20 protein-coding genes and 5 tRNA genes are annotated in these 22,031 nt (G+C 61.5%); 11 read left to right on the top strand and 14 right to left on the bottom strand.

Going from position 1 to position 22,031, the window contains the following annotated elements:
• Positions 1-46: 46 nt before the first annotated feature.
• Entirely contained in the window at positions 47-976 is a 930-nt protein-coding gene (locus HU760_RS07935; protein ID WP_170031172.1) for a chemotaxis protein CheV, read from the bottom strand.
• A gap of 77 nt (positions 977-1,053) precedes the next feature.
• Here HU760_RS07935 and flgA point away from each other — a divergent pair, with 77 nt between their 5' ends.
• The 5 genes from flgA (at position 1,054) to HU760_RS07910 (ending at position 4,320) form a co-directional block, all read left to right on the top strand.
• Positions 1,054-1,806, top strand: coding sequence for a flagellar basal body P-ring formation chaperone FlgA (gene flgA, locus HU760_RS07930; protein WP_186679640.1), 753 nt, complete (start codon positions 1,054-1,056; stop codon positions 1,804-1,806).
• Positions 1,807-1,967: 161 nt separating this feature from the next.
• Positions 1,968-2,276 carry a flagellar biosynthesis anti-sigma factor FlgM gene (gene flgM, locus HU760_RS07925; protein WP_186679637.1) on the top strand — a complete coding sequence of 103 codons (309 nt, stop codon included), beginning with the start codon at positions 1,968-1,970 and terminating at the stop codon, positions 2,274-2,276.
• A gap of 49 nt (positions 2,277-2,325) precedes the next feature.
• Positions 2,326-2,793, top strand: a complete 468-nt coding sequence (locus tag HU760_RS07920; RefSeq protein ID WP_186679623.1) for a flagella synthesis protein FlgN — start codon at positions 2,326-2,328, stop codon at positions 2,791-2,793.
• Positions 2,794-2,873: 80 nt separating this feature from the next.
• Complete coding sequence (locus HU760_RS07915) at positions 2,874-3,617, top strand: flagellar brake protein (protein WP_186679621.1); 744 nt, start codon at positions 2,874-2,876, stop codon at positions 3,615-3,617.
• 124 nt (positions 3,618-3,741) lie between these two features.
• Complete coding sequence (locus tag HU760_RS07910; RefSeq protein WP_186679616.1) at positions 3,742-4,320, top strand: hypothetical protein; 579 nt, start codon at positions 3,742-3,744, stop codon at positions 4,318-4,320.
• A 51-nt stretch (positions 4,321-4,371) separates the two neighbouring features.
• Here HU760_RS07910 and HU760_RS07905 read toward each other — a convergent pair whose 3' ends face one another.
• Positions 4,372-5,712, bottom strand: coding sequence for an MFS transporter (locus HU760_RS07905; RefSeq protein WP_186679614.1), 1,341 nt, complete (start codon positions 5,710-5,712; stop codon positions 4,372-4,374).
• A gap of 248 nt (positions 5,713-5,960) precedes the next feature.
• On the opposite strand from HU760_RS07905, the gene HU760_RS07900 reads away from it, so the two are divergent.
• Positions 5,961-6,542, top strand: a complete 582-nt coding sequence (locus HU760_RS07900) for a hypothetical protein (RefSeq protein ID WP_186679612.1) — start codon at positions 5,961-5,963, stop codon at positions 6,540-6,542.
• Positions 6,543-6,638: 96 nt separating this feature from the next.
• Here the strand turns inward: HU760_RS07900 and bkdR are convergent, their stop codons facing one another.
• On the bottom strand, positions 6,639-7,124 hold the full coding sequence (gene bkdR, locus HU760_RS07895; RefSeq protein ID WP_012273540.1) for a Bkd operon transcriptional regulator BkdR: 486 nt from the start codon (positions 7,122-7,124) through the stop codon (positions 6,639-6,641).
• 198 nt (positions 7,125-7,322) lie between these two features.
• On the opposite strand from bkdR, the gene HU760_RS07890 reads away from it, so the two are divergent.
• The 4 genes from HU760_RS07890 to lpdA are packed head-to-tail and all read left to right on the top strand — an operon-like array spanning position 7,323 to position 12,269.
• A complete protein-coding gene (locus HU760_RS07890; RefSeq protein WP_186679609.1) occupies positions 7,323-8,555 on the top strand; it encodes a 3-methyl-2-oxobutanoate dehydrogenase (2-methylpropanoyl-transferring) subunit alpha in 1,233 nt (410 codons plus the stop codon).
• A 1-nt stretch (position 8,556) separates the two neighbouring features.
• Positions 8,557-9,615: an alpha-ketoacid dehydrogenase subunit beta gene (locus HU760_RS07885; protein ID WP_186679606.1), complete on the top strand. Its 1,059-nt coding sequence runs from the start codon at positions 8,557-8,559 to the stop codon at positions 9,613-9,615.
• Entirely contained in the window at positions 9,616-10,887 is a 1,272-nt protein-coding gene (locus HU760_RS07880; protein ID WP_186679602.1) for a dihydrolipoamide acetyltransferase family protein, read from the top strand.
• Positions 10,888-10,889: 2 nt separating this feature from the next.
• On the top strand, positions 10,890-12,269 hold the full coding sequence (gene lpdA / locus HU760_RS07875) for a dihydrolipoyl dehydrogenase (protein ID WP_186679600.1): 1,380 nt from the start codon (positions 10,890-10,892) through the stop codon (positions 12,267-12,269).
• A gap of 121 nt (positions 12,270-12,390) precedes the next feature.
• On the opposite strand, the gene HU760_RS07870 is transcribed toward lpdA, so the two are convergent.
• The 3 genes from HU760_RS07870 to phnN form a co-directional block, all read right to left on the bottom strand.
• Positions 12,391-13,389 (bottom strand): sensor domain-containing diguanylate cyclase, encoded by a 999-nt coding sequence (locus tag HU760_RS07870; protein ID WP_186679598.1) that lies wholly within the window; start codon positions 13,387-13,389, stop codon positions 12,391-12,393.
• Between the two features lie 229 nt (positions 13,390-13,618).
• Positions 13,619-13,695 (bottom strand) — tRNA-Arg (locus HU760_RS07865).
• A gap of 111 nt (positions 13,696-13,806) precedes the next feature.
• On the bottom strand, positions 13,807-14,400 hold the full coding sequence (gene phnN, locus HU760_RS07860) for a phosphonate metabolism protein/1,5-bisphosphokinase (PRPP-forming) PhnN (protein ID WP_186679590.1): 594 nt from the start codon (positions 14,398-14,400) through the stop codon (positions 13,807-13,809).
• A gap of 345 nt (positions 14,401-14,745) precedes the next feature.
• Here phnN and HU760_RS07855 point away from each other — a divergent pair, with 345 nt between their 5' ends.
• Entirely contained in the window at positions 14,746-15,072 is a 327-nt protein-coding gene (locus HU760_RS07855; protein WP_060480503.1) for an Arc family DNA-binding protein, read from the top strand.
• A gap of 119 nt (positions 15,073-15,191) precedes the next feature.
• Here HU760_RS07855 and mgtE read toward each other — a convergent pair whose 3' ends face one another.
• The 8 genes from mgtE to alaS all read right to left on the bottom strand — a co-directional run bounded on the left by mgtE (position 15,192) and on the right by alaS (position 21,970).
• Positions 15,192-16,634, bottom strand: a complete 1,443-nt coding sequence (gene mgtE / locus HU760_RS07850; RefSeq protein WP_186679579.1) for a magnesium transporter — start codon at positions 16,632-16,634, stop codon at positions 15,192-15,194.
• A gap of 393 nt (positions 16,635-17,027) precedes the next feature.
• Positions 17,028-17,104, bottom strand: a tRNA-Arg gene (locus HU760_RS07845).
• Positions 17,105-17,174: 70 nt separating this feature from the next.
• Positions 17,175-17,251: transfer RNA gene (locus HU760_RS07840), tRNA-Arg, on the bottom strand.
• A gap of 72 nt (positions 17,252-17,323) precedes the next feature.
• A tRNA-Arg gene (locus HU760_RS07835) sits at positions 17,324-17,400 on the bottom strand.
• A 106-nt stretch (positions 17,401-17,506) separates the two neighbouring features.
• A tRNA-Ser gene (locus tag HU760_RS07830) sits at positions 17,507-17,597 on the bottom strand.
• A gap of 72 nt (positions 17,598-17,669) precedes the next feature.
• Positions 17,670-17,858 (bottom strand): carbon storage regulator CsrA, encoded by a 189-nt coding sequence (csrA, locus tag HU760_RS07825; protein ID WP_003254503.1) that lies wholly within the window; start codon positions 17,856-17,858, stop codon positions 17,670-17,672.
• 167 nt (positions 17,859-18,025) lie between these two features.
• Positions 18,026-19,261, bottom strand: coding sequence for an aspartate kinase (locus HU760_RS07820; protein ID WP_170031209.1), 1,236 nt, complete (start codon positions 19,259-19,261; stop codon positions 18,026-18,028).
• A gap of 84 nt (positions 19,262-19,345) precedes the next feature.
• Positions 19,346-21,970: an alanine--tRNA ligase gene (gene alaS, locus HU760_RS07815; protein ID WP_186676412.1), complete on the bottom strand. Its 2,625-nt coding sequence runs from the start codon at positions 21,968-21,970 to the stop codon at positions 19,346-19,348.
• Between the last annotated feature and the right edge of the window lie 61 nt (positions 21,971-22,031).

Below are 22,031 nucleotides of genomic sequence, written 5' to 3'. Positions count from 1 at the left end.
CCGCCTCTTTTCAATCACTGGTGCCGGGAGGTTGCTCCCGGCGCTTTCAATGCGCTGCCTTGATCCGGTCGACCACCCGCTGGGCCAGGTCGTCCGGCTTGAACTTGGCCAGGAAGTCATCGGCCCCGACCTTCTTTACCATCGCCTGGTTGAATACCCCGGAAAGCGAAGTATGCAGGCAGATATGCAATTTTTGCATGCGCGGATCACTGCGGATCTCTGCAGTCAGCGTGTAGCCATCCATTTCCGGCATTTCAATGTCCGAGATCATCATCAGGAACTCTTCTTCCGGCTTCTTGCCTTCGTCCACCAGCTGACGCAGATAGTTCAGGGCCTGGCGACCATCATTGAGCGCCACCACCTCGACCCCCACGGTCTGCAGGCAACGGCTGACCTGCTTGCGCGCCACCGATGAATCGTCGACGGTGAGCACCCGCAGCAACACAGCCTTGTCCTGCACCTCGGCATCGACCACCCCGGCCGACACCGACTCGGACGACGGCGCCACTTCGGCCAGCACCTTCTCCACGTCGATGATCTCGACCATGCGGTTGTCCACCCGGGTGACGGCGGTCAGGTAGTGATCGCGACCGGTACCCTTGGGTGGCGGATGGATTTCTTCCCAGTTCATGTTGACGATGCGTTCCACCGAGTGCACCAGGAAGCCCTGGGTCTTGGTGTTGTATTCGGTAATGATCACGAAGCTGTTGCGCGTGTCTTCCTGCAGCGGCCGCAGCCCGGTGGCCATCGACAGGTCGAGGATCGGGATGGTCGCCCCGCGAATGTTGGCAACGCCACGCACCACCGGATGCGCCTTGGGCAGCAGGGTCAGCGCCGGGCATTGCAGCACCTCCCTGACCTTGAACACGTTGATGCCATAAAGCTGCTCGCCATTGAGGCGGAACAGCAGCAGTTCCAGGCGGTTCTGCCCTACCAGCTGGGTGCGCTGGTTGACCGAATCCATAACACCTGCCATGCCAGACTCCTCTACATTTAAGCCTTTTGTTGCCACTCAGATAGCGAGTCGGCACGGGCTTTGCTTTTTTGAGCGTCATGTACACGAAAACGACATTTTTCCGACGATTGACGCGCTTGCTGGCTGGCTCGCTGGCCATGCTCTGCCTGCTGGTGCCCGGCGTTCGCACGCTAGCGGACGCGTTTACCTTGCCTGAACAGCTTATCGGTGTCACCCAGGGGTTTCTTGAATTCAGCATCGAAGATTACCTGGCCACCACCCAGACCGCCGGGCGCTACGAAATCCAGGTCAACCCGCTCGACCCGCGCCTGCGCATGCCGCTGTGCAGCCAGCAACTGGACGCCTCGCTGGAAAGCCCGGCGCAACCGCTGGGCCGGGTAACGGTAAAGGTGCGTTGCGACGGCGCCGCGCCGTGGACCGTGTTCGTACCGGCCACCGTGCGGCTGTTCCGCGAGGTGGTGGTGATGACCCGCCCGCTCAAGCGCGACAACGTGGTAGGCGAAGGCGACGTGGCCCTGCGCGAACGCGATGTCGGCACGCTGGGGCAAGGCTTCCTGACCGAACTGGACCAGGCGGTCGGCATGAAGATGCTGCGCCCCACGGTGATCGACCAGGTGCTCACCCCGCAACACCTGGAACAGGCCGAGGTGGTGCGCAAGGGCGATCACGTGGTGATCATCGCCCGCAGCGGCAGCCTGAGCGTCCGCATGCCCGGCGAAGCGCTGAGCAAGGGCGGCCTGAGCGAACAGATCCGGGTGCGCAACCTCAATTCCAAACGGGTAGTCAAGGCCAGGGTCACCGGCCCAGGCCAGGTCGAGGTCAGTATGTAGCCAGCCGACATTGCGCTGGCGGTGAGGAACCGCTGCTCCTAAACTGTGTCAGAAAACGGGTTCGCAAGCTTGCCGACAGGCGGCTACGCATTTGTGCCTAAAGTTTCTTTCGGGTTGGCCGAAAACAAGGCAAGCGTCCAAATACCCAGGGGTTTCTGATCATGGTCATCGACTTCAGTCGTGTAAATAATTCTCCGTCCGTCACGGGCGGCGTGCGCGGCAACAGCGCATCCGGCAGCGCCGACAAAGCGGCAGCCAGCCAGGAAGCCACCACCAGCGCCAGCGGAGAAGCGGTACACCTCAGCCAGGAGGCCCAGCAGTTGCAGAAGATCAGCGACAAGCTGCGCGACGAGCCGGTGGTCAACAGTGCCCGCGTGGCCCAGTTGAAACAGGCGATCGCCGACGGCAGCTACCAGGTCGATGCCGGCCGGGTCGCCAGTAAACTGCTCGATTTCGAAGCCCAGCGCTGACCGTTCGGCGCGCTGACTTCACGGACGCCAGAAAAGCCAAGAGTTAGCCATGCACGACACCACCTTGCTGCAACTGATCGAAGATGACATCGCCCCGATGCAGGAACTGCTTGACCTCTTGCAAAAGGAGGCCGTGGCACTGCATGGGCGCGACATGGCGTTGCTGGAGACCATCCTCGCCCGCAAGCAGTCTTTGATCGTGCTGCTGGAGCAGCAAGGCACGCGGCGCAACAACCTGCTCGCCAGCCTGGGCCTGAGCGCCAATCGCGCCGGGGTGGAAGCGGTGGCGGCGCAATCGCCGAACGGTGAACTGCTGCTGCAGCAACTCGACGTGATCAGCCAGTTGATGCAAGCCTGCCAGCAGCTCAACGAGACCAATGGGCGGATCATCCAGGTGCAGCAAAACGCCACCAACAACCAGATCCGCATCCTCATGGGCGGCGACTCTCCGTCGCTCTACGACAGCCGCGGCAGCACCTCGCCGCTGGTCAAGCCACGGGCGCTCAGCCAGGTTTGATTTTTTCTATCAAGGCACGGAACATACTGGCAAAATGCCGTTAATTGCGTGTGTCGCTTTTGCCTGGAGAACGATAAGCCGTGTTCAATGAATCCGATGCCCCGCAGCCGCCAAAGGTGCTGAACACCCCTTTGGAGATTGCGGCCAACTTGCGGCAGCTGCAGGAAAGCCATGACCCTCTGATCATCACCTTCCATGACCGTAGCCAGCGCTTCCAGAGCTACGTAGTGCATGTGGACCGTGACAGCAACACCCTGGCGCTGGACGAGATGATTCCCCGCGACGGCGAGAAGTACATCGAGAACGGCGAACACTTCCGCGTCGAAGGTTTTCACGATGGCGTGCGCATTGCCTGGGAATGCAACCACGCGCTAAGGATCAGCGAGGTCGACGGCCACCGCTGCTACCGCGGCGCCATGCCTGTTGAAATGACCTACCACCAGCGCCGCAACGCGTTCCGCGCGGCACTGAAGCTGTCCCAGCTGGTCGACATCATCCTCGATGGCACCCACCTCAAGGGCAATGGCGCGCTGCGCGGCAAGCTGCTGGACATCTCTGCCACCGGCTGCAAACTGCGCTTCGACGGCAATGTCGAGGAACGCCTGCAACTGGGCCAGGTGTACGAGCGTTTCAAGGCAGGCAACCCGCTGGGCCTGGTCGACACCATGGTCGAACTGCGCCACCTGCACTATGAAGAGCGAATCAACACCACCTTTGCCGGGGTGCGCTTCCACAACCTCAACGGGCAGGCGCAGCGCAAGATCGAGAGTTTTGTCTACCAGCTGCAGCGCGAGGCGCGTCGGTTCGACAAAGACGACTATTGAGCGCAGGCCCGCCCCGCACCCGCGAAGCGAACCGCTGCCTGAGCGTAGCGGATTTCCAACTTATCGATGGCTCCTTGGCTGCTTAGGGTCTTGTACCTGACGCAACCACCCACAGGAGCCCATCATGATTCAGGCCAACTTCACTGCCGAACTCCACTGCCAGCATGGCCAGGTGGGGGTCGTGGAAACTCCGCTCTATATCCACCCATTGTTCTCCCTCGACCAGGACGGCTGGCTGTGCACCGAACACCAACGCGGTGATACGCCAAGCTTCAAGCCGATCACCTTCATGTTCCGCTTTCTGAAACACAAAGGTGATCGCATTCACTATGCAATCAATGGAGCCCAAACCTGGGAGTACTTCGGCTCCAGCCTGCAGCGCAACAGGAACGGCTGGGTAGGCCTCTATGCGACGCATATCCTCGGCCGGATCATCGACAGCGCCCTGCCACCAAATATCATAGAGGAAGCCTACCACGGCAGAGGGCAATGGAAGATCGAAACCCTCGAACCCTGGGACGGCCAACTGGAGACTGCCGAAGACGTGCCATTCTACCTGCGGGACATCGACGGCTACCGGGTGGCGCTGGCTAGATCCGTGTATACCCGGGACAAGGTCAAGCGCCATTACTGGTTCCTCAATGCCAGTAGCAAAGAGGGCGAAATCCTGGTGTTCAAACTGAAGAACATCCAGCCAGCCTGACCAATGTGCGCCCGCCGCCAAGCACCGACCTCGCGCGCGGGCGACCTGGGTTCAGACCGAAGGGTTGGCCTCGGTCTGGGATCTGGCCTGCTCATCTTTCGGCGACGGCTCGTCCTCGGTGTCCTCGGCAGCTACCGGCGCCTGCATCACGTCCTGTACCGTCTGCTCGTCCACCCGCGGGTCCAGCGCTGCCGACAATGGTGAACCGGCAGCCGGCATGGCCACGTGACCCAAAGGAGCATCCTGTACCTGGTGCAGCCCGGTGACTGCCTTCGGCCGGATACGCCACACCAGCACCAGGGCAAAGAACACGAAGAAGGCATACAGCATCTGCGGGCCCAGCACCTTCATCAGCACGCCTGCGACCAGCGGGCCGATACACGCGCCCACGCCGTAGGTCACCAGCAGCATCGCCGTCAGCGACACCCGCCGCTCGCTTTCCACATGGTCGTTGGAAAACGCCACCGCCAGCGGGTACAGGCAAAACTGCAACAACGAAATCACGAAGCCTATGCCGAACAGCAACTCCAGTGGCACGCTGGGCAGAATCGCCAACGGTGCGGAGGCCAGCGCCAGCCCCACCGCCACGCTGCGAATCAGCACTGCCCGGTCGTAGCGGTCGGACAACCAGCCCAGCGGCCACTGCACCAGCAGGCCGGCAAAAATGCAGCTACCCATGAACAGACCGACCTGCTCGGTAGCCATGCCCTGGCTGGAGGCATACAAAGGCGCCAGGCCATAGAACGAGCCGACGATCAGCCCGGAACCCAGTACCGTGCTGAGCGACTGCGGCACACGCTTGATGAAGAACTTCGGCTCCATCGGTGCCGGGCGCAACGGCGCCGGGTGAATGCGCCGGGTCATGGCGACCGGTACCAGGCACAGGGTGAAACACATGGCCACAAGCATCAGCAGCTCCAGGCCAAGCTGGGGATGCACCACCAGGATCAGTTGACCGAGCACCAGCCCCAGGTACGAGGCAATCATGTAGCCGCTGAACACCGCACCGCGGTGCTTTACATCAGCCTGCTCGTTGAGCCAGCTCTCGATGACCATGTACTGGCACATCATCCCCAGGCCGACGATCATCCGCAGCCCGACCCAGGCAGGCAACCAGCTGGTCAGGCCATGGCCAAGTACCGCCGCGCCGACGATGCCGGCGCAAGTGGCATAGGCGCGTATGTGCCCTACCCGGCCGATCAGCCGGTGGCCGACCTTGCCGCCTACCGCCAGGCCAAAGTAGTTGGCCGCCATCAGGGCGCCCACCCACAGGCTGTCGACCTGATCAGCCGCCAGGCGCAGGGCCAGGTAGGTGCTGAGCAGGCCCGAGCCGATCAACATCATCAGCGCGGCGAAATACAGCGACTGAAACGGCTTCCAGATATTTCGCATAAGTCCCTTACGGCTCCCCAGTCAGGTGGCGTTAGCTTGCAGCCAAGCATAAAAGCAAAATTGCTGCGGCGCAGTCCCCTGCCTGACAAATCGTGCATCAAGGGCGCGTCCAGTGTCGGTCATGTCGTGATCATGCACTTGCCTCATGGGACCAAGCTGCGCGCCAAGCGTTTCCATCTCATTGTTCAACAACCGAAGGGTTAGCTTGCCTCTACCCATCACGGGATCAACTGAGACAGGAGGTTTACATGATCAAAGCTGATTTCACCGCCGAACTGCATACCCATGCAGGCCGAGTGGTAGTCGCAGAATCATCCCTCGGGCAACACCCATTCACATGGCTGGATGAGGACGGCTGGTTGTGCGTCGATAATCACCGAAAGAAGCGTGCGCGGGACGAGATCGTACGTATCGCGTTCGATTTCAAGTACATCAAATCGGAGAACGGACGAGACCTCTACTTCATCTCGTGCAACAACCACTGGAAATTCGCAGGCGCGAGGCTTGAGCAAAACTCGAGAGGCTGGCTCGGCCTGTATGGAACAGGCGTGATCGGCAGAGCCACGGATGCCGTGGCGAACTTCAAGCCGCTACTGGCAGGTCTTGGCGACTACTGGAAAATCGATACACATGGTGACTGGAACGGAGACCTGAACAGCGCCGAAAGAATGCCGTTCTACCTGCGCGACAAACACGGCCATCGCGTTGCATCGACAAAGCCTGAAGATGCATCCACAGACCTGTCCCTCACCTTTGACAGATTTCTCAATGCAAGCGCAACGCCGGGACAGATACTCACGTTCTACTTGAAGAACATTCGGCTCGCCTGATACCCAGCAGCGCACCTGCGAAGGCCCTGGCAGGAGGTGCCCTGCCTCTCAAAACCAAAGAGGCATTGCCAAGGCCGATCATCAGTCAGGCTACACCTATTCCCGCAAGGTCATACCATTGGCCGGCAGCGGCAAGGCCGTCTTGTAGCGCACCTGCTTCAAGGCGAAACTGGAACGGATGTTGGCCACCCCTGGCAAACGCGTCAGGTAATCCAGAAACCGTTCCAGCGCCTGAATGCTGGGCAGCAGTACCCGCAACAGGTAGTCCGGATCGCCCGTCATCAGGTAGCACTCCATCACTTCGGGCCGTTCGGCAATTTCTTCCTCGAAACGGTGCAACGACTGCTCGACCTGTTTTTCCAGGCTCACATGGATGAACACGTTCACGTCCAGCCCCAACGCCTCGGGCGACAGCAAGGTCACCTGCTGGCGGATCACCCCCAGTTCTTCCATGGCCCGCACCCGGTTGAAGCAGGGCGTGGGGGACAGGTTAACCGAGCGGGCCAGCTCGGCGTTGGTGATGCGGGCATTTTCCTGCAGGCTGTTGAGGATGCCGATATCGGTACGATCGAGTTTGCGCATGAGACAAAATCACCGGTTTTTTGTGTTTATGCGGAATATTTATCTGTCCCGCTGCGCAAAGGCAATCAACTTGAGAGAAAAATTCTCCTGCCGGCCCACTAAGATGTAGGGGACGCTGACCTACCAGTCACAAGCCGGTACTCAGCGGCGGCCGCTTCAGAGCTCACAAAAACAAATACCCGAGCGAGCGTAAAAAGCATGAACGAGTACGCCCCCCTGCGTTTGCATGTGCCCGAGCCTACCGGCCGGCCAGGCTGCCAGACCGATTTCTCCTACCTGCGCCTGAACGATGCAGGTCAAGTCCGTAAACCGCCTGTCGATGTCGACGCTGCCGACACCGCCGACCTGTCCTACAGCCTGATCCGCGTGCTCGATGAGCTAGGCAACGCGCAAGGCCCGTGGGCGGAAGACATCGACCCGCAAATCCTCCGCCAGGGCATGCGCGCCATGCTCAAGACGCGGATTTTCGACAGTCGCATGGTGGTTGCCCAGCGCCAGAAGAAAATGTCCTTCTACATGCAGAGCCTGGGTGAAGAAGCCATCGGCAGCGCCCAGGCCCTGGCACTGAACCGCACCGACATGTGCTTCCCTACCTACCGCCAGCAAAGCATCCTGATGGCCCGCGACGTGTCGCTGGTCGACATGATCTGCCAGCTGCTGTCCAACGAGCGCGACCCGCTCAAGGGCCGCCAGTTGCCAATCATGTACTCGGTGCGCGACGCCGGTTTCTTCACCATCAGTGGCAACCTGGCGACCCAGTTCGTGCAGGCGGTCGGCTGGGCCATGGCCTCGGCCATCAAGGGCGACACCAAGATCGCGTCGGCATGGATCGGCGATGGCGCCACCGCCGAGTCGGACTTCCACACCGCCCTCACCTTCGCCCACGTGTACCGCGCCCCGGTGATCCTCAACGTGGTCAACAACCAGTGGGCGATTTCCACCTTCCAGGCCATTGCCGGGGGCGAGTCGACCACCTTCGCTGGCCGTGGTGTCGGTTGTGGTATCGCCTCGCTGCGGGTTGACGGTAACGACTTCGTCGCCGTGTACGCCGCCTCGCGCTGGGCCGCCGAACGTGCCCGCCGTGGCCTGGGCCCAAGCCTTATCGAATGGGTCACCTACCGTGCCGGCCCACACTCGACCTCGGACGACCCGTCCAAGTACCGCCCTGCCGATGACTGGAGCCACTTCCCGCTGGGTGACCCGATCGCCCGCCTGAAGCAGCACCTGATCAAGATCGGCCAATGGTCCGAGGAAGAACACCAGGCCACCACTGCCGAGCTCGAAGCCGCGGTCATCGCCGCACAGAAAGAAGCCGAGCAGTACGGCACCCTGGCCAACGGTCACATCCCCAGTGCCGCCTCGATGTTCGAGGACGTGTACAAGGAAATGCCCGACCACCTGCGCCGGCAACGCCAGGAACTGGGGGTTTGAGATGAACGACCATAACAACAGCATCAAACCGGAAACCGCCATGGCCACCACTACCATGACCATGATCCAGGCCCTGCGCTCGGCCATGGATGTCATGCTCGAGCGCGACGACAATGTGGTGATCTACGGCCAGGACGTCGGCTATTTCGGCGGGGTGTTCCGCTGCACCGAAGGCCTGCAGAACAAGTACGGCAAATCCCGCGTGTTCGACGCACCGATCTCCGAAAGCGGTATCGTCGGCACGGCCGTGGGCATGGGTGCCTATGGCCTGCGCCCGGTGGTGGAAATCCAGTTCGCCGACTATTTCTACCCGGCCTCCGACCAGATCGTCTCGGAAATGGCACGCCTGCGTTACCGTTCGGCCGGCGAGTTCATCGCCCCGCTGACCCTGCGCATGCCCTGCGGTGGCGGTATCTATGGCGGCCAGACCCACAGCCAGAGCCCTGAAGCGATGTTCACCCAGGTGTGCGGCCTGCGCACCGTGATGCCATCCAACCCCTATGACGCCAAAGGCCTGTTGATCGCCTCGATCGAATGCGACGACCCGGTGATCTTCCTCGAGCCCAAGCGCCTGTACAACGGCCCGTTCGACGGCCACCACGATCGCCCTGTCACTCCTTGGTCGAAACACCCGCAAAGCGCCGTGCCCGATGGCTACTACACCGTACCACTGGACAAGGCGGCGATCACCCGCCCCGGCAACGACGTGACCGTGCTGACTTATGGCACCACAGTGTACGTGGCCCAGGTGGCCGCCGAAGAGACCGGCGTCGATGCCGAAGTGATCGACCTGCGCAGCTTGTGGCCGCTGGACCTGGACACCATCGTCGAGTCGGTGAAGAAGACTGGCCGCTGCGTGGTGGTACACGAGGCCACCCGCACCTGCGGCTTCGGTGCCGAACTGGTGTCGCTGGTGCAGGAACACTGCTTCCATCACCTGGAGGCGCCGATCGAACGCGTCACCGGCTGGGACACCCCCTACCCTCACGCACAGGAATGGGCTTACTTCCCAGGGCCATCGCGGGTAGGTGCGGCATTGAAAAAGGTCATGGAGGTCTGAATGGGCACGCACGTCATCAAGATGCCGGACATTGGCGAAGGCATCGCGCAGGTCGAGCTGGTGGAATGGTTCGTGAAAGTCGGTGACATGATCGCCGAAGACCAGGTCGTGGCCGATGTCATGACCGACAAGGCCACTGTGGAAATCCCCTCGCCAGTCAGTGGCAAGGTGCTGGCCCTGGGTGGCCAGCCGGGCGAAGTGATGGCGGTCGGCAGCGAGCTGATCCGTATCGAGGTGGAAGGCAGTGGCAACCATGTGGATGTGCCGCAGGCAAACCCGCTCGAGGCCCCCGCCGCCCCAGTGAGCAGCAAACCGGAACCACAACAGCAAGTAACACCGGCAGCGTACCAGGCGCCCGCCCACCACGAGGCTGCCCCGATCGTGGCGCGCCAGCCAGGCGACAAGCCGCTGGCCTCGCCGGCAGTGCGCAAGCGCGCCCTGGATGCCGGTATCGAACTGCGTTACGTGCATGGCAGCGGCCCGGCCGGGCGCATTCTGCACGAAGACCTCGACGCCTTCATGAGCAAACCGCAGAGCGCCGCCGGGCAAGCGCCGAATGGCTATGCCAGGCGCACCGACAGCGAGCAAGTGCCGGTGATCGGCCTGCGCCGCAAGATCGCCCAGCGCATGCAGGATGCCAAGCGCCGGGTCGCGCATTTCAGCTATGTGGAAGAAATCGACGTCACCGCCCTGGAAGCCCTGCGCCAGCAACTCAACAGCAAGCACGGCGACAGCCGAGGCAAGCTGACCCTGCTGCCGTTCCTGGTCCGTGCACTGGTCGTGGCGCTGCGTGACTTCCCGCAGATCAATGCCACCTATGACGACGAAGCCCAGGTCATCACCCGCCATGGCGCGGTGCATGTGGGCATTGCCACCCAGGGCGACAATGGCCTGATGGTACCGGTGCTGCGGCATGCCGAAGCGGGCAGCCTGTGGGCCAATGCCAGCGAGATTTCACGCCTGGCCAACGCTGCGCGCAACAACAAGGCCAGCCGCGAGGAGCTGTCGGGCTCGACCATCACCCTGACCAGCCTGGGCGCCCTCGGCGGTATCGTCAGCACGCCGGTGGTCAACACCCCGGAAGTGGCGATTGTCGGCGTCAACCGCATGGTCGAGCGGCCAGTGGTAATCGATGGCCAGATCGTAGTGCGCAAGATGATGAACCTGTCCAGCTCGTTCGACCACCGCGTGGTCGATGGCATGGACGCCGCGCTGTTCATCCAGGCCGTGCGCGGCCTGCTCGAACAACCCGCCTGCCTGTTCGTGGAGTGAGCATGCAACAGACTATCCAGACTACCCTGTTGATCATCGGCGGCGGCCCTGGCGGCTATGTGGCTGCCATCCGCGCCGGGCAACTGGGCATCCCCACCGTGCTGGTGGAAGGCCAGGCGCTGGGCGGTACCTGCCTGAACATCGGCTGCATCCCTTCCAAGGCGTTGATCCATGTAGCCGAACAGTTCCACCAGACTTCACGCTTTACCGAACCATCGCCGCTAGGCATCAGCGTTGCCTCGCCGCGCCTGGACATCGGCCAGAGCGTGGCCTGGAAGGACGGCATCGTCGACCGCCTGACCACCGGCGTGGCCGCCCTGCTGAAAAAGCTTGGGGTCAAGGTGATTCATGGCTGGGCGAAGGTCCTCGACGGCAAGCAGGTCGAGGTCGATGGCCAGCGTATCCAGTGCGAACACCTGTTGCTGGCCACCGGCTCCAGCAGTGTCGAACTGCCGATGCTGCCGCTGGGCGGGCCGATCATTTCCTCGACCGAAGCCCTGGCGCCGAAAACCCTGCCGCAGCACCTGGTGGTGGTGGGCGGTGGCTATATCGGCCTGGAATTGGGCATTGCCTACCGCAAACTGGGCGCGCAGGTCAGCGTGGTAGAAGCGCGCGAGCGCATCCTGCCGACCTACGACAGCGAGTTGACCGCGCCGGTTGCCGAGTCGCTGAAGAAGCTGGGCATCGTCCTGCACCTGGGCCATAGCGTCGAAGGCTACGAAGGCGGCTGCCTGCTGGCCCGGGATGGCCAGGGCGGGCAACTGCGCCTGGAAGCCGACCAGGTACTGGTGGCCGTCGGCCGCCGCCCGCGCACGCAAGGCTTCAACCTCGAATGCCTGGACCTGAAGATGAATGGCGCGGCCATCGCCATCGACGAGCGCTGCCAGACCAGCATGCGCAATGTCTGGGCCATCGGCGACGTGGCGGGCGAACCGATGCTGGCGCACCGGGCCATGGCCCAGGGCGAGATGGTCGCCGAGATCATCGCCGGCAAGACCCGCCGCTTCGAGCCCAGCGCAATTGCCGCGGTATGCTTCACCGACCCGGAGGTGGTAGTGGTCGGCAAGACTCCCGAGCAGGCCAGCCAGCAAGGGCTGGATTGCATCGTCGCGCAGTTCCCGTTCGCCGCCAACGGCCGGGCCATGAGCCTGGAATCGAAGAGCGGCTTCGTGCGTGTGGTAGCGCGCCGTGACAACCACCTGATCCTCGGTTGGCAGGCTGTTGGCGTGGCGGTATCCGAGCTGTCGACGGCGTTTGCCCAGTCGCTGGAGATGGGCGCCTGCCTGGAAGATGTGGCCGGTACCATCCATGCCCACCCGACGCTGGGGGAAGCGGTACAGGAAGCGGCATTGCGCGCCCTGGGCCACGCCCTGCACATCTGACATTGAAGCGGCCGAGGCCGACTTGGCCCGCTGCGCCCCGAGGCGCCGCGGGTCTTTTTTCGTGCCAGAACCGGCCCTGTCGCCGGCACGCTGGCGACAGGGCCGGTTCTGGCAAAGCAGGTCACTCGGCTATGGCATTCTTGCCGGCATCCTTGGCCCGGTACAGCGCCTGGTCGGCACGCGCCAGCAGTGCATGCTGATCTTCTCCCAGCTGCCACTGCACCACGCCATAGCTGATGGTCAGCCGGCAATCGCCCACCGGCTCCACCTGGGCCACCACATGGCGTAACCGTGCGGCCAGCTCCAGGCCCTGCGCCAATGTAGTCTGCGGCAGCACGATGACGAACTCGTCGCCACCCCAGCGTGCCAGCAGGTCGCGCTCACGCAGGCAGGTGCGCAGGCTGTCGGCCACCCGCACCAGCGCGGCATCACCCTGGGCATGACCGTAGCGGTCATTGATCGGCTTGAAATCGTCCAGGTCCATTGCTATCAGGGCCAATGGCTGGCGAAAGCGCTGCGCCCGCTCGCATTCCAGTCGCAGGGTCTTCTCCAGCCGGTAGCGGTTGGCAACGCGGGTCAACGCATCGCGCTCTGCCAGCTCGCGGTTCTCCTCCAGTTGGCGCTGCAACTGCTGGTTCACCCAGGACAGCTCACGGGTACGCTCGGCCACCTGGCTTTCCAGCGACAGGTTCCTTTGCTCCAGCTGCGCCACCAGGCGCTTGCCGGCATCGATGTTGCGGTGGGCGCCGAGCATGCGCGCCACCGAGCCGTCTTCGTTACGGGCAATGATGTAGCCGCTGTCTTCGATCCACAGGTAGCTGCCATCGTGGCAGCGGCAGCGGTACTCAACCAGGTAACGCTCGTTGCGCTGGTTGATGTACGCCTCGAAATGCGCCATTACCCGTGGATAATCCTCCGGGTGAATCACGCTTTCCCAGGTGAGTACCGAATTGGACAGGGAATGGCTGGGGTAGCCGAGCATGGCGTACCAGCCCGGGTTTCGATAGACATAGCCGGTGTTGGCATCCCAGTCCCAGATACCGTCGCTGACCAGATCGAACAAGGTATGCAGCTGCTGCTCACTGAAGCCGGCAGGTACCGGCCTGGTTGGCTGACTCATGCAAGCTCTCCCTGATGCCCAGCAACTGCGCTCCGACCAAGGGGCTGCCGACACAGTGGTAATTGCCGCAAGCGGCAAGGTCATTTCTGTGACGAGCAGCATAGGCCCTGCGTGCTGCCATCGGAATAGCACTCAGGTTGGATTTTTTATCGAGTTGACGACTGACATGGCTGCTATGACGCAAGCCGATAGCCAACGCCGCAATACAGCTTCAAAGGGGAAGGAGAAATGGCGTCCCAGGCAGGAATTGAACCTGCAACCTTCCCCTTAGGAGGGGGATGCTCTATCCAATTGAGCTACTGAGACGCTGGCACCGGCAGCGAGCGCTGCACAGCGGGACGGCCAGCATGTTAACCAGCAAGCTGGCGTTTGTCATGCCTCAAACAGGCTTTTTCGCGTAATCCTTTTCTGCCAATGCTACACCTGCGGCAGCACACCTTCATCACGCAACAGCGCGAACAACGCTTCTGCTGTTGACGCCAGGGCGGTGGAGTTGTCCAGCACGTGCAGCGATGGATCGGTCACCGCCTGCAAGCGGGCATTACGAGCCAGGCGCTGCTCGATTTCCTCAGCGCTTTCCCGGCCGCGAGCCAGCAAGCGCTGGCGCAGCACCTCGGGCCGGACCTGAACCAGCACCGCCAGAAGGCCCGGATAGCGCTGGCGTGCCTCGGCCAGATACGCGCGCGAACCGTTCACCAGCACCGCCCTGCCCTGCGCCAGCCAGTCGTCCACCTGCCGAGGTATGCCGTAATCCAGGCCATTGGCTCGCCAGTGCATGGCAAACCCGCCCTGCGCACGCAGCGCCTCGAACTGCTCGGCCGTGACCCCGTGGGCAGCTTCGCCCTTGGCTTCGGCCGAACGGGTAATGACCCTGCGAGCGATCTCCACCCCGGCAGCTGCCAGTCGCTCACGTGAAGCATCGATCAGGGAATCTTTCCCGGAACCCGACGGTCCTATCAGGTATATCAGCCGGCCGGTCCCTGATCGGCGGTCGCTTGCGTCATGTTGCATAGCCACTATGCTCTATGAAAGGAAACCGGCGCATTCTAGGGCTTTTCTCCGGCTTTTGCTGCGTTTTACCAGTTTTTGACGGCAAAAGACTGACAGTTCGAATAGCCTGTGCATGTAAAACTTTTCAAACCAGTGCTCATTTCTGATAATTGGTACTGGCATAAAGCCTTTATCCAGATCAGTATTTGTCACAGAATTGACGCCAAGGAAACGGCGACCATGAGGCAAGATGAGCATCCATTTTTCACTGGCGGTTGAACATTTTGTCGTCGCCACGGTCGTACTTCCACCCCGTGCGGCCAATTTGAGAACCGCTTCCCCTGAACCAAAATCCGGTCAATTTATATGCGCCCAATGAAACAGGCTATTTATTCGAGCCGCACCGCTGACAAGTTCGTCGTCCGCCTGCCAGACGGGATGCGTGAGCGCATTGCCGAGGTAGCGCGCAACCATCACCGCAGCATGAACTCCGAAATCATCGCACGCCTGGAACAGAGCCTTATCCAGGAGGGTGCGCTGGGTGACGAGTTGAGCATGCGCATGGACAGCCCAGAGCTGTCCTTGCATGAGCGCGAGCTGCTGCAACGCTTCCGCCAGCTGTCCCACCGCCAGCAGAACGCGCTGGTCGCCCTCATCGCTCACGATGTGGAAATGGCCGCTGACGCCTCCTGATACGCTCAGCGAACATGAAAAAGCCAGCGTAAGCTGGCTTTTTTGTGGACGCATGATCCTGCAAGAGATGCGGTCTTTGCAGGAGCGGCCTTGTGTCGCGATGGGCCGCAGAGAGCGGGTTACAGCAGGAACAGCGTGGCCAGGCCGAGGAAGATAAAGAAGCCACCGCTGTCGGTCACCGCAGTGATCATCACGCTGGAGCCCATTGCCGGATCTCGCCCCAGACGCATCAAGGTCATCGGGATCAATACCCCCATCAGGGCCGCCAACAGCAAGTTCAAGGTCATTGCCGCAGTCATCACCAGGCCCAGCGACCAACTGCCATACAACCAGAACGCCACCGCACCGATGACTCCACCCCAGATCAGGCCATTGAGCAGCGATACTGCCAGCTCCTTGCGCATCAGGCGGCTGGTATTGCCCGGCGACACCTGGTCTAGCGCCATGGCACGCACGATCATGGTGATGGTCTGGTTGCCGGAATTGCCGCCAATGCCGGCCACGATCGGCATCAGGGCGGCCAGGGCCACCAGTTTCTCGATCGACCCTTCGAACAGGCCAATCACCCGCGAAGCGACAAAGGCCGTGATCAGGTTGATGGCCAGCCAGGCCCAGCGGTTGCGCAGCGAACGCCAGACGGAGGCGAAGATGTCCTCCTCCTCGCGCAAACCGGCCATGTTCAGCACTTCGCTTTCGCTTTCTTCACGAATCAGGTCGACCATTTCATCGATGGTCAAACGACCGACCAGGCGCTCGTTCTTGTCCACCACCGGCGCAGATACCAGGTCATAGCGCTCGAAGGCTTGTGCCGCATCATAGGCATCTTCCTCGGGATGGAAGGAAACCGGGTCGGTCGCCATGACCTCCGCCACCTTCTTTTCCGGGTCGTTGACCAGCAGGCGCTTGATCGGCAATACGCCCTTGAGAATACCGTCATAATCGACCACGAACAGCTTGTCGGTATGGTTCGGCAGCTCCTTCAGGCGGCGCAGGTAACGCAACACCACCTCCAGGCTGACGTCTTCGCGGATGGTGACCATCTCGAAGTCCATCAACGCACCGACCTGCTCCTCGTCGTAGCTCAACGCCGAACGCACGCGCTCGCGCTGCTGGGCATCGAGGGTTTCCATCAACTCGTGGATAACGTCACGTGGCAGCTCGGGCGCCAGGTCGGCCAGCTCGTCGGCGTCCATTTCCTTGGCGGCGGCAAGCAATTCATGATCGTCCATGTCGGCGATCAGCGACTGCCGCACGGCGTCGGAAACTTCCAGCAGGATGTCGCCATCGCGATCCGAGCGCACCAGCTGCCAGACCGTCAGACGGTCTTCCAGGGGCAAGGCTTCGAGGATGTAGGCGATGTCGGCGGGGTGCAGGTCATCGAGCTTGCGCTGCAACTCGACGAGGTTCTGGCGGTGGACCAGGTTTTCCACCAGGTCGTGGTGGGCACCTTCCTGACGATGAGTCAGGTCTTCGACCACGCGCTGGCGTTGCAGCAGTTCGACCACCTGGGCCAGGCGGTCCTGCAGGCTTTCTTGCGCTTTTTTTACTTCTACTTCAGTCATAGGCGAACTCCACTCCCAGCAGCGGAGCACGCCGGGAGAATCAATCGGTCAGATCTTTCTGTACAAATCTTGTTAGCGAGTAACTACTGGGTAAGTCCATGGTGGTTTTCCACAAGCCCCGGCGGGGCTGACGGGCGCAATCATACACTGCTAAAGCTGTCAGATCGCTGAAAATTTTGGCCAGAACAATCGTTTGCATGAGAAAGCTGGGACAACGCTCGAAGCTATCGGTGCGACGGTGGATCTGGGGGTTAAAGCACATTTGTGTGCCTGACTGTAGACGGTGCCTGATCAGCCCCCATCTACTGAAGAGCTTAGATCGACATCAGCAACAATTCATTGGCGCAGAAAAACAAAAAGCCCGCTCAACCGAGCGGGCTTCTTGATGGGGTGTGGCGGACTCAGGAGGATTCGAACCTCCGACCGCTCGGTTCGTAGCCGAGTACTCTATCCAGCTGAGCTATGAGTCCGTGATGGTATTTTTAGACCAGATTACCACTGGTTGTTGAAGTCGCCTTGCAAGCAGAGCCACTTCAAAAGTGGCGGACTCAGGAGGATTCGAACCTCCGACCGCTCGGTTCGTAGCCGAGTACTCTATCCAGCTGAGCTATGAGTCCGTGGTTGGTATTTTTAGACCAGATTACCACTGGTGATTTGAAGTAGCCTTGAAATCAAAGCCACTTCAAAAGTGGCGGACTCAGGAGGATTCGAACCTCCGACCGCTCGGTTCGTAGCCGAGTACTCTATCCAGCTGAGCTATGAGTCCGTGTCTTGTCGCGCATTATAGACCGCTGAAACATTTTTGCAAGAACTTTTTCGTTTAAAATCAACTACTTAGCGTTCTTACCGTTTACAGCGCCCTAAGCGAATAATGGCGGTGAAGGGGGGATTCGAACCCCCGATACCCTTATGAGGTATACTCCCTTAGCAGGGGAGCGCCTTCGGCCACTCGGCCACCTCACCGCAACACGAGGCGAATATTAAACACAGCCTTCCTCGTTTGCAACCCTTTTTTTTAAAAAAACTTCAAAAAAATTAAAGGCTTGGCTCCTCGTCCTTCTCTTTCTTGATCCGCAGGTAGATTTCCTCGCGGTGAACGGCCACTTCTTTCGGGGCGCTGACGCCTATACGCACCTGGTTGCCTTTGACGCCGAGCACCGTCACGGTGATCTCGCCGTCTCCAATGATCAGGCTCTCGGCGCACCGACGAGTCAGAATCAACATAGCTTTCTCCTTACGCGAAACATACAGGGATAACAGTCTTGGGTATCGCGGCCTGGCCGTGGACGACGACCCGGGCCTTGGTTGCCCGCCACGCAGGGCAGGACAGGACCTGCGTGGCGAGCAGAAACACGAAGGGCGCGGCAAGCCGCGCCCTTCCAGGCAGCAACTTACTCGCTCTGTCGTGCCGGAGCGTCGAGTTCGAACGCGGTGTGCAGCGCGCGTACGGCCAGCTCCAGGTACTTCTCTTCGATCACGACCGAAACCTTGATCTCGGAGGTGGAGATCATCTGGATGTTGATGCCCTCCTTGGCCAGGGCTTCGAACATGCGGCTGGCAACACCGGCATGCGAACGCATGCCGACGCCAACGATCGAGACCTTGGCGATCTTGGTGTCGCCAATCACTTCACGGGCACCGATTTCACGGGCGGTGTTTTCCAGCACGCTCTGCGCCTTCTCGTACTCGTTGCGGTGCACGGTGAAGGTGAAGTCGGTGGTGTTATCGTGGGCAACGTTCTGCACGATCATGTCGACCTCGATGTTCGAGGCGCTGATCGGGCCGAGGATCTTGAAGGCCACGCCCGGGGTGTCCGGCACGCCGCGAATGGTCAGCTTGGCTTCATCACGGTTGAAGGCGATACCGGAAATGATCGGCTGTTCCATGGATTCCTCTTCATCAATGGTAATGAGGGTACCCGGACCCTCCTTGAAGCTGTGCAGCACGCGCAGCGGAACGTTGTACTTGCCGGCGAATTCCACCGAACGGATCTGCAGCACCTTGGAACCGAGGCTGGCCATTTCCAGCATCTCTTCGAAGGTGATCTTCTCCAGGCGGCGGGCCTGTGGCACAACGCGCGGGTCGGTGGTGTAGACGCCGTCGACGTCGGTGTAGATTTGGCACTCGTCGGCCTTCAGCGCCGCCGCCAGGGCCACGCCGGTGGTGTCGGAGCCGCCACGGCCCAGGGTGGTGATGTTGCCGTGCTCGTCTACACCCTGGAAGCCCGCTACCACGACCACACGGCCTTGCTTGAGGTCGGCACGGATCTTCTGGTCGTCGATCTGCAGGATGCGCGCCTTGTTGTGCGCACTGTCGGTAAGGATGCGCACCTGGTTGCCGGTGTAGGACACCGCTGGCACACCACGCTTGATCAGGGCCATGGCCAGCAGGGCAATGGTGACCTGCTCACCGGTCGACACGATCACGTCCAGCTCGCGTGGAACTGGCTGATCGCTGATCTGCTTGGCCAGGTCGATCAGGCGATTGGTTTCACCGCTCATGGCCGACAACACAACCACCAGGTCGTCGCCTGCCTCACGGTGTTTCTTGACCTTATCGGCTACCTGCTCGATCCGCTCGATGGAACCGACAGAGGTGCCGCCAAATTTCTGTACGATCAACGCCATTTCAATGGTGCCTCAGCCCATTCAGGGCCCCAAAAAACAATCCAACATGGGTCGGCCAGCGACTAGACCACTGGCCGAGCCATCTCAAAGTCCCTGCTCTGCGAATGGCACGGCCAGCGCCAGGGCCTGGTCCAGTGCAGCGACGTCGACGCCACCACCCTGGGCCATGTCCGGACGGCCACCGCCCTTGCCACCCACCGCCGCAGCGGCTTGTTTCATCAGATCGCCAGCCTTGAGTTGGCTGGAGAGGTCCTTGGTCACACCGGCCACCAGCACGACCTTGCCCTCATGCTCGCTGCCCAGCAGGATCACTGCGTGGCCGAGCTTGTTCTTCAGTTGATCGACCAGCGCCAGCAAGGCCTTGCCGTCCTGCCCGTCCAGGCGGGCGGCGAGCACCTTGGCGCCCTTGACCTCAACGGCCGCGTTGGAGAGATCATCCCCGGCGGCGCTGGCGGCCTTGGCCTGCAGCTGTTCCAGCTGCTTCTCCAGCTGGCGGTTGCGCTCAAGCACAGCCGACAGCTTGTCGATCAGGTTGTCACGGTTGCCTTTCACCAGTTGCGCGGCTTCCTTGACCTGCTCTTCGGCAGCGTTCAGGTAGGCCAGCGCCGCTGCGCCGGTCACCGCTTCGATACGGCGCACACCAGAGGCGACGCCGCCTTCGCTGATGATCTTGAACAGGCTGATGTCACCGGTGCGCTTGGCGTGGATACCGCCGCACAGTTCCACCGAGAAATCGCCGCCCATGCTCAGCACACGCACGGTGTCGCCGTACTTCTCGCCGAACAGCGCCATGGCACCCTTGGCCTTGGCGGTTTCGATGTCGGTCAGTTCGGTTTCCACCGCAGTGTTCTTGCGCACTTCGCGGTTTACGATGTCTTCCAGGGCCTTGATCTGCTCTGGCTTCACCGCCTCGAAGTGGCTGAAGTCGAAACGCAGGCGCTGGCTGTCGACCAGCGAGCCTTTCTGCTGTACGTGCTCGCCCAGCACCTGGCGCAGTGCTTCGTGCAGCAGGTGGGTGGCCGAGTGGTTGAGCGAGGTGGCGTGCTGCACGTCGGCGTCGACCTTGGCCTCTACCGACGAACCGATCAGCAGCGCACCACTGGCGACCACGCCGTGATGCAGGAAGGCGCCGCCAGTCTTGGTGGTGTCGCGCACGTCGAAGCGTACTGCGCCAGCCTGCAGGAAGCCGGTGTCACCCACCTGGCCGCCAGACTCGGCGTAGAACGGCGTGCGGTCGAGCACGACCACACCCTGCTCGCCTTCACCCAGCTGGTCGACGGCCTGGCCGTCCTTGTACAAGGCGATGACCTTGCCCTGGCCTTCGGTAGCGTCGTAGCCGAGGAACTCGGTGGCGCTGTCGACCTTGACCAGGCTGTTGTAGTCCATGCCGAAGGCGCTGGCCGAACGGGCACGCTCACGCTGGGCGTCCATTTCGCGCTCGAAGCCGGCTTCGTCGATGGTCAGTTCGCGCTCGCGGGCGATGTCGGCAGTCAGGTCCATCGGGAAGCCATAGGTGTCGTACAGCTTGAACACCACGTCGCCCGGCACCACGTCGCCTTGCAACTGCGCCAAATCCTGCTCGAGGATGCGCAGGCCCTGCTCCAGGGTCTTGGCGAACTGCTCTTCTTCGGCCTTGAGCACGCGCTCGATGTGCGCTTGCTGGCTGTTCAGCTCCGGGAAGGCTTCGCCCATCTCGGCGACCAGCGCGGCCACGATCTGGTAGAAGAAGCTGCCCTTGGCACCCAGCTTGTTGCCGTGGCGGCAGGCGCGGCGAATGATGCGACGCAGCACGTAGCCACGGCCTTCGTTGGACGGCAGCACGCCGTCGGCGATCAGGAAGCCGCACGAACGGATGTGGTCGGCTACCACTTTCAGCGAGGCCTGGCCGTCATTGCTGCAGCCAATGGCCTTGGCCGCAGCGGCCAGCAGGTTCTGGAACAGGTCGATCTCGTAGTTCGAGTGCACGTGCTGCAGTACGGCGCTGACACGCTCCAGGCCCATGCCGGTGTCTACCGACGGCGCTGGCAGCGGGTGCAGCACGCCGTCGGCGGTGCGGTTGAACTGCATGAAGACGTTGTTCCAGATCTCGATGTAGCGGTCGCCGTCTTCCTCCGGCGAACCGGGTGGGCCGCCCCAGATGTCCGGGCCGTGGTCGTAGAAGATCTCGGTGCACGGGCCACACGGGCCGGTGTCGCCCATGGTCCAGAAGTTGTCGGAGGCGTATGGGGCGCCCTTGTTGTCGCCGATGCGCACCATGCGCTCGGCTGGCACACCGACTTCCTTGGTCCAGATGTCGTACGCTTCGTCGTCAGTGGCGTAGACGGTGACCCAGAGCTTTTCCTTGGGCAGGTTCAGCCACTTTTCCGAGGTCAGGAAGGTCCAGGCGAAGGTGATGGCGTCGCGCTTGAAATAGTCGCCGAAGCTGAAGTTGCCCAGCATCTCGAAGAAGGTATGGTGGCGCGCGGTGTAACCGACGTTTTCCAGGTCGTTGTGCTTGCCGCCGGCGCGTACGCACTTCTGGCTGCTGACAGCACGGGTGTAGGCACGCTTCTCCGCACCGAGGAAGCAGTCCTTGAACTGGTTCATGCCGGCATTGGTGAACAGCAGGGTCGGGTCGTTGTTCGGGATCAGCGAACTGGAGGCGACTCGGGTATGTCCCTGCTCTTCGAAGAAGCGAAGGAAGGCTTCACGGATTTCTGCGCTTTTCATAGGTTCTTCCACGGAAACGGCGGCCGTTTGGGCTAATACGTCGAATCGACGAAACGACGGC

The organism is Pseudomonas oryzicola (assembly GCF_014269185.2).
Lineage (GTDB): Bacteria > Pseudomonadota > Gammaproteobacteria > Pseudomonadales > Pseudomonadaceae > Aquipseudomonas > Aquipseudomonas oryzicola.
This window is presented reverse-complemented; position numbering and strand designations above follow the sequence as displayed.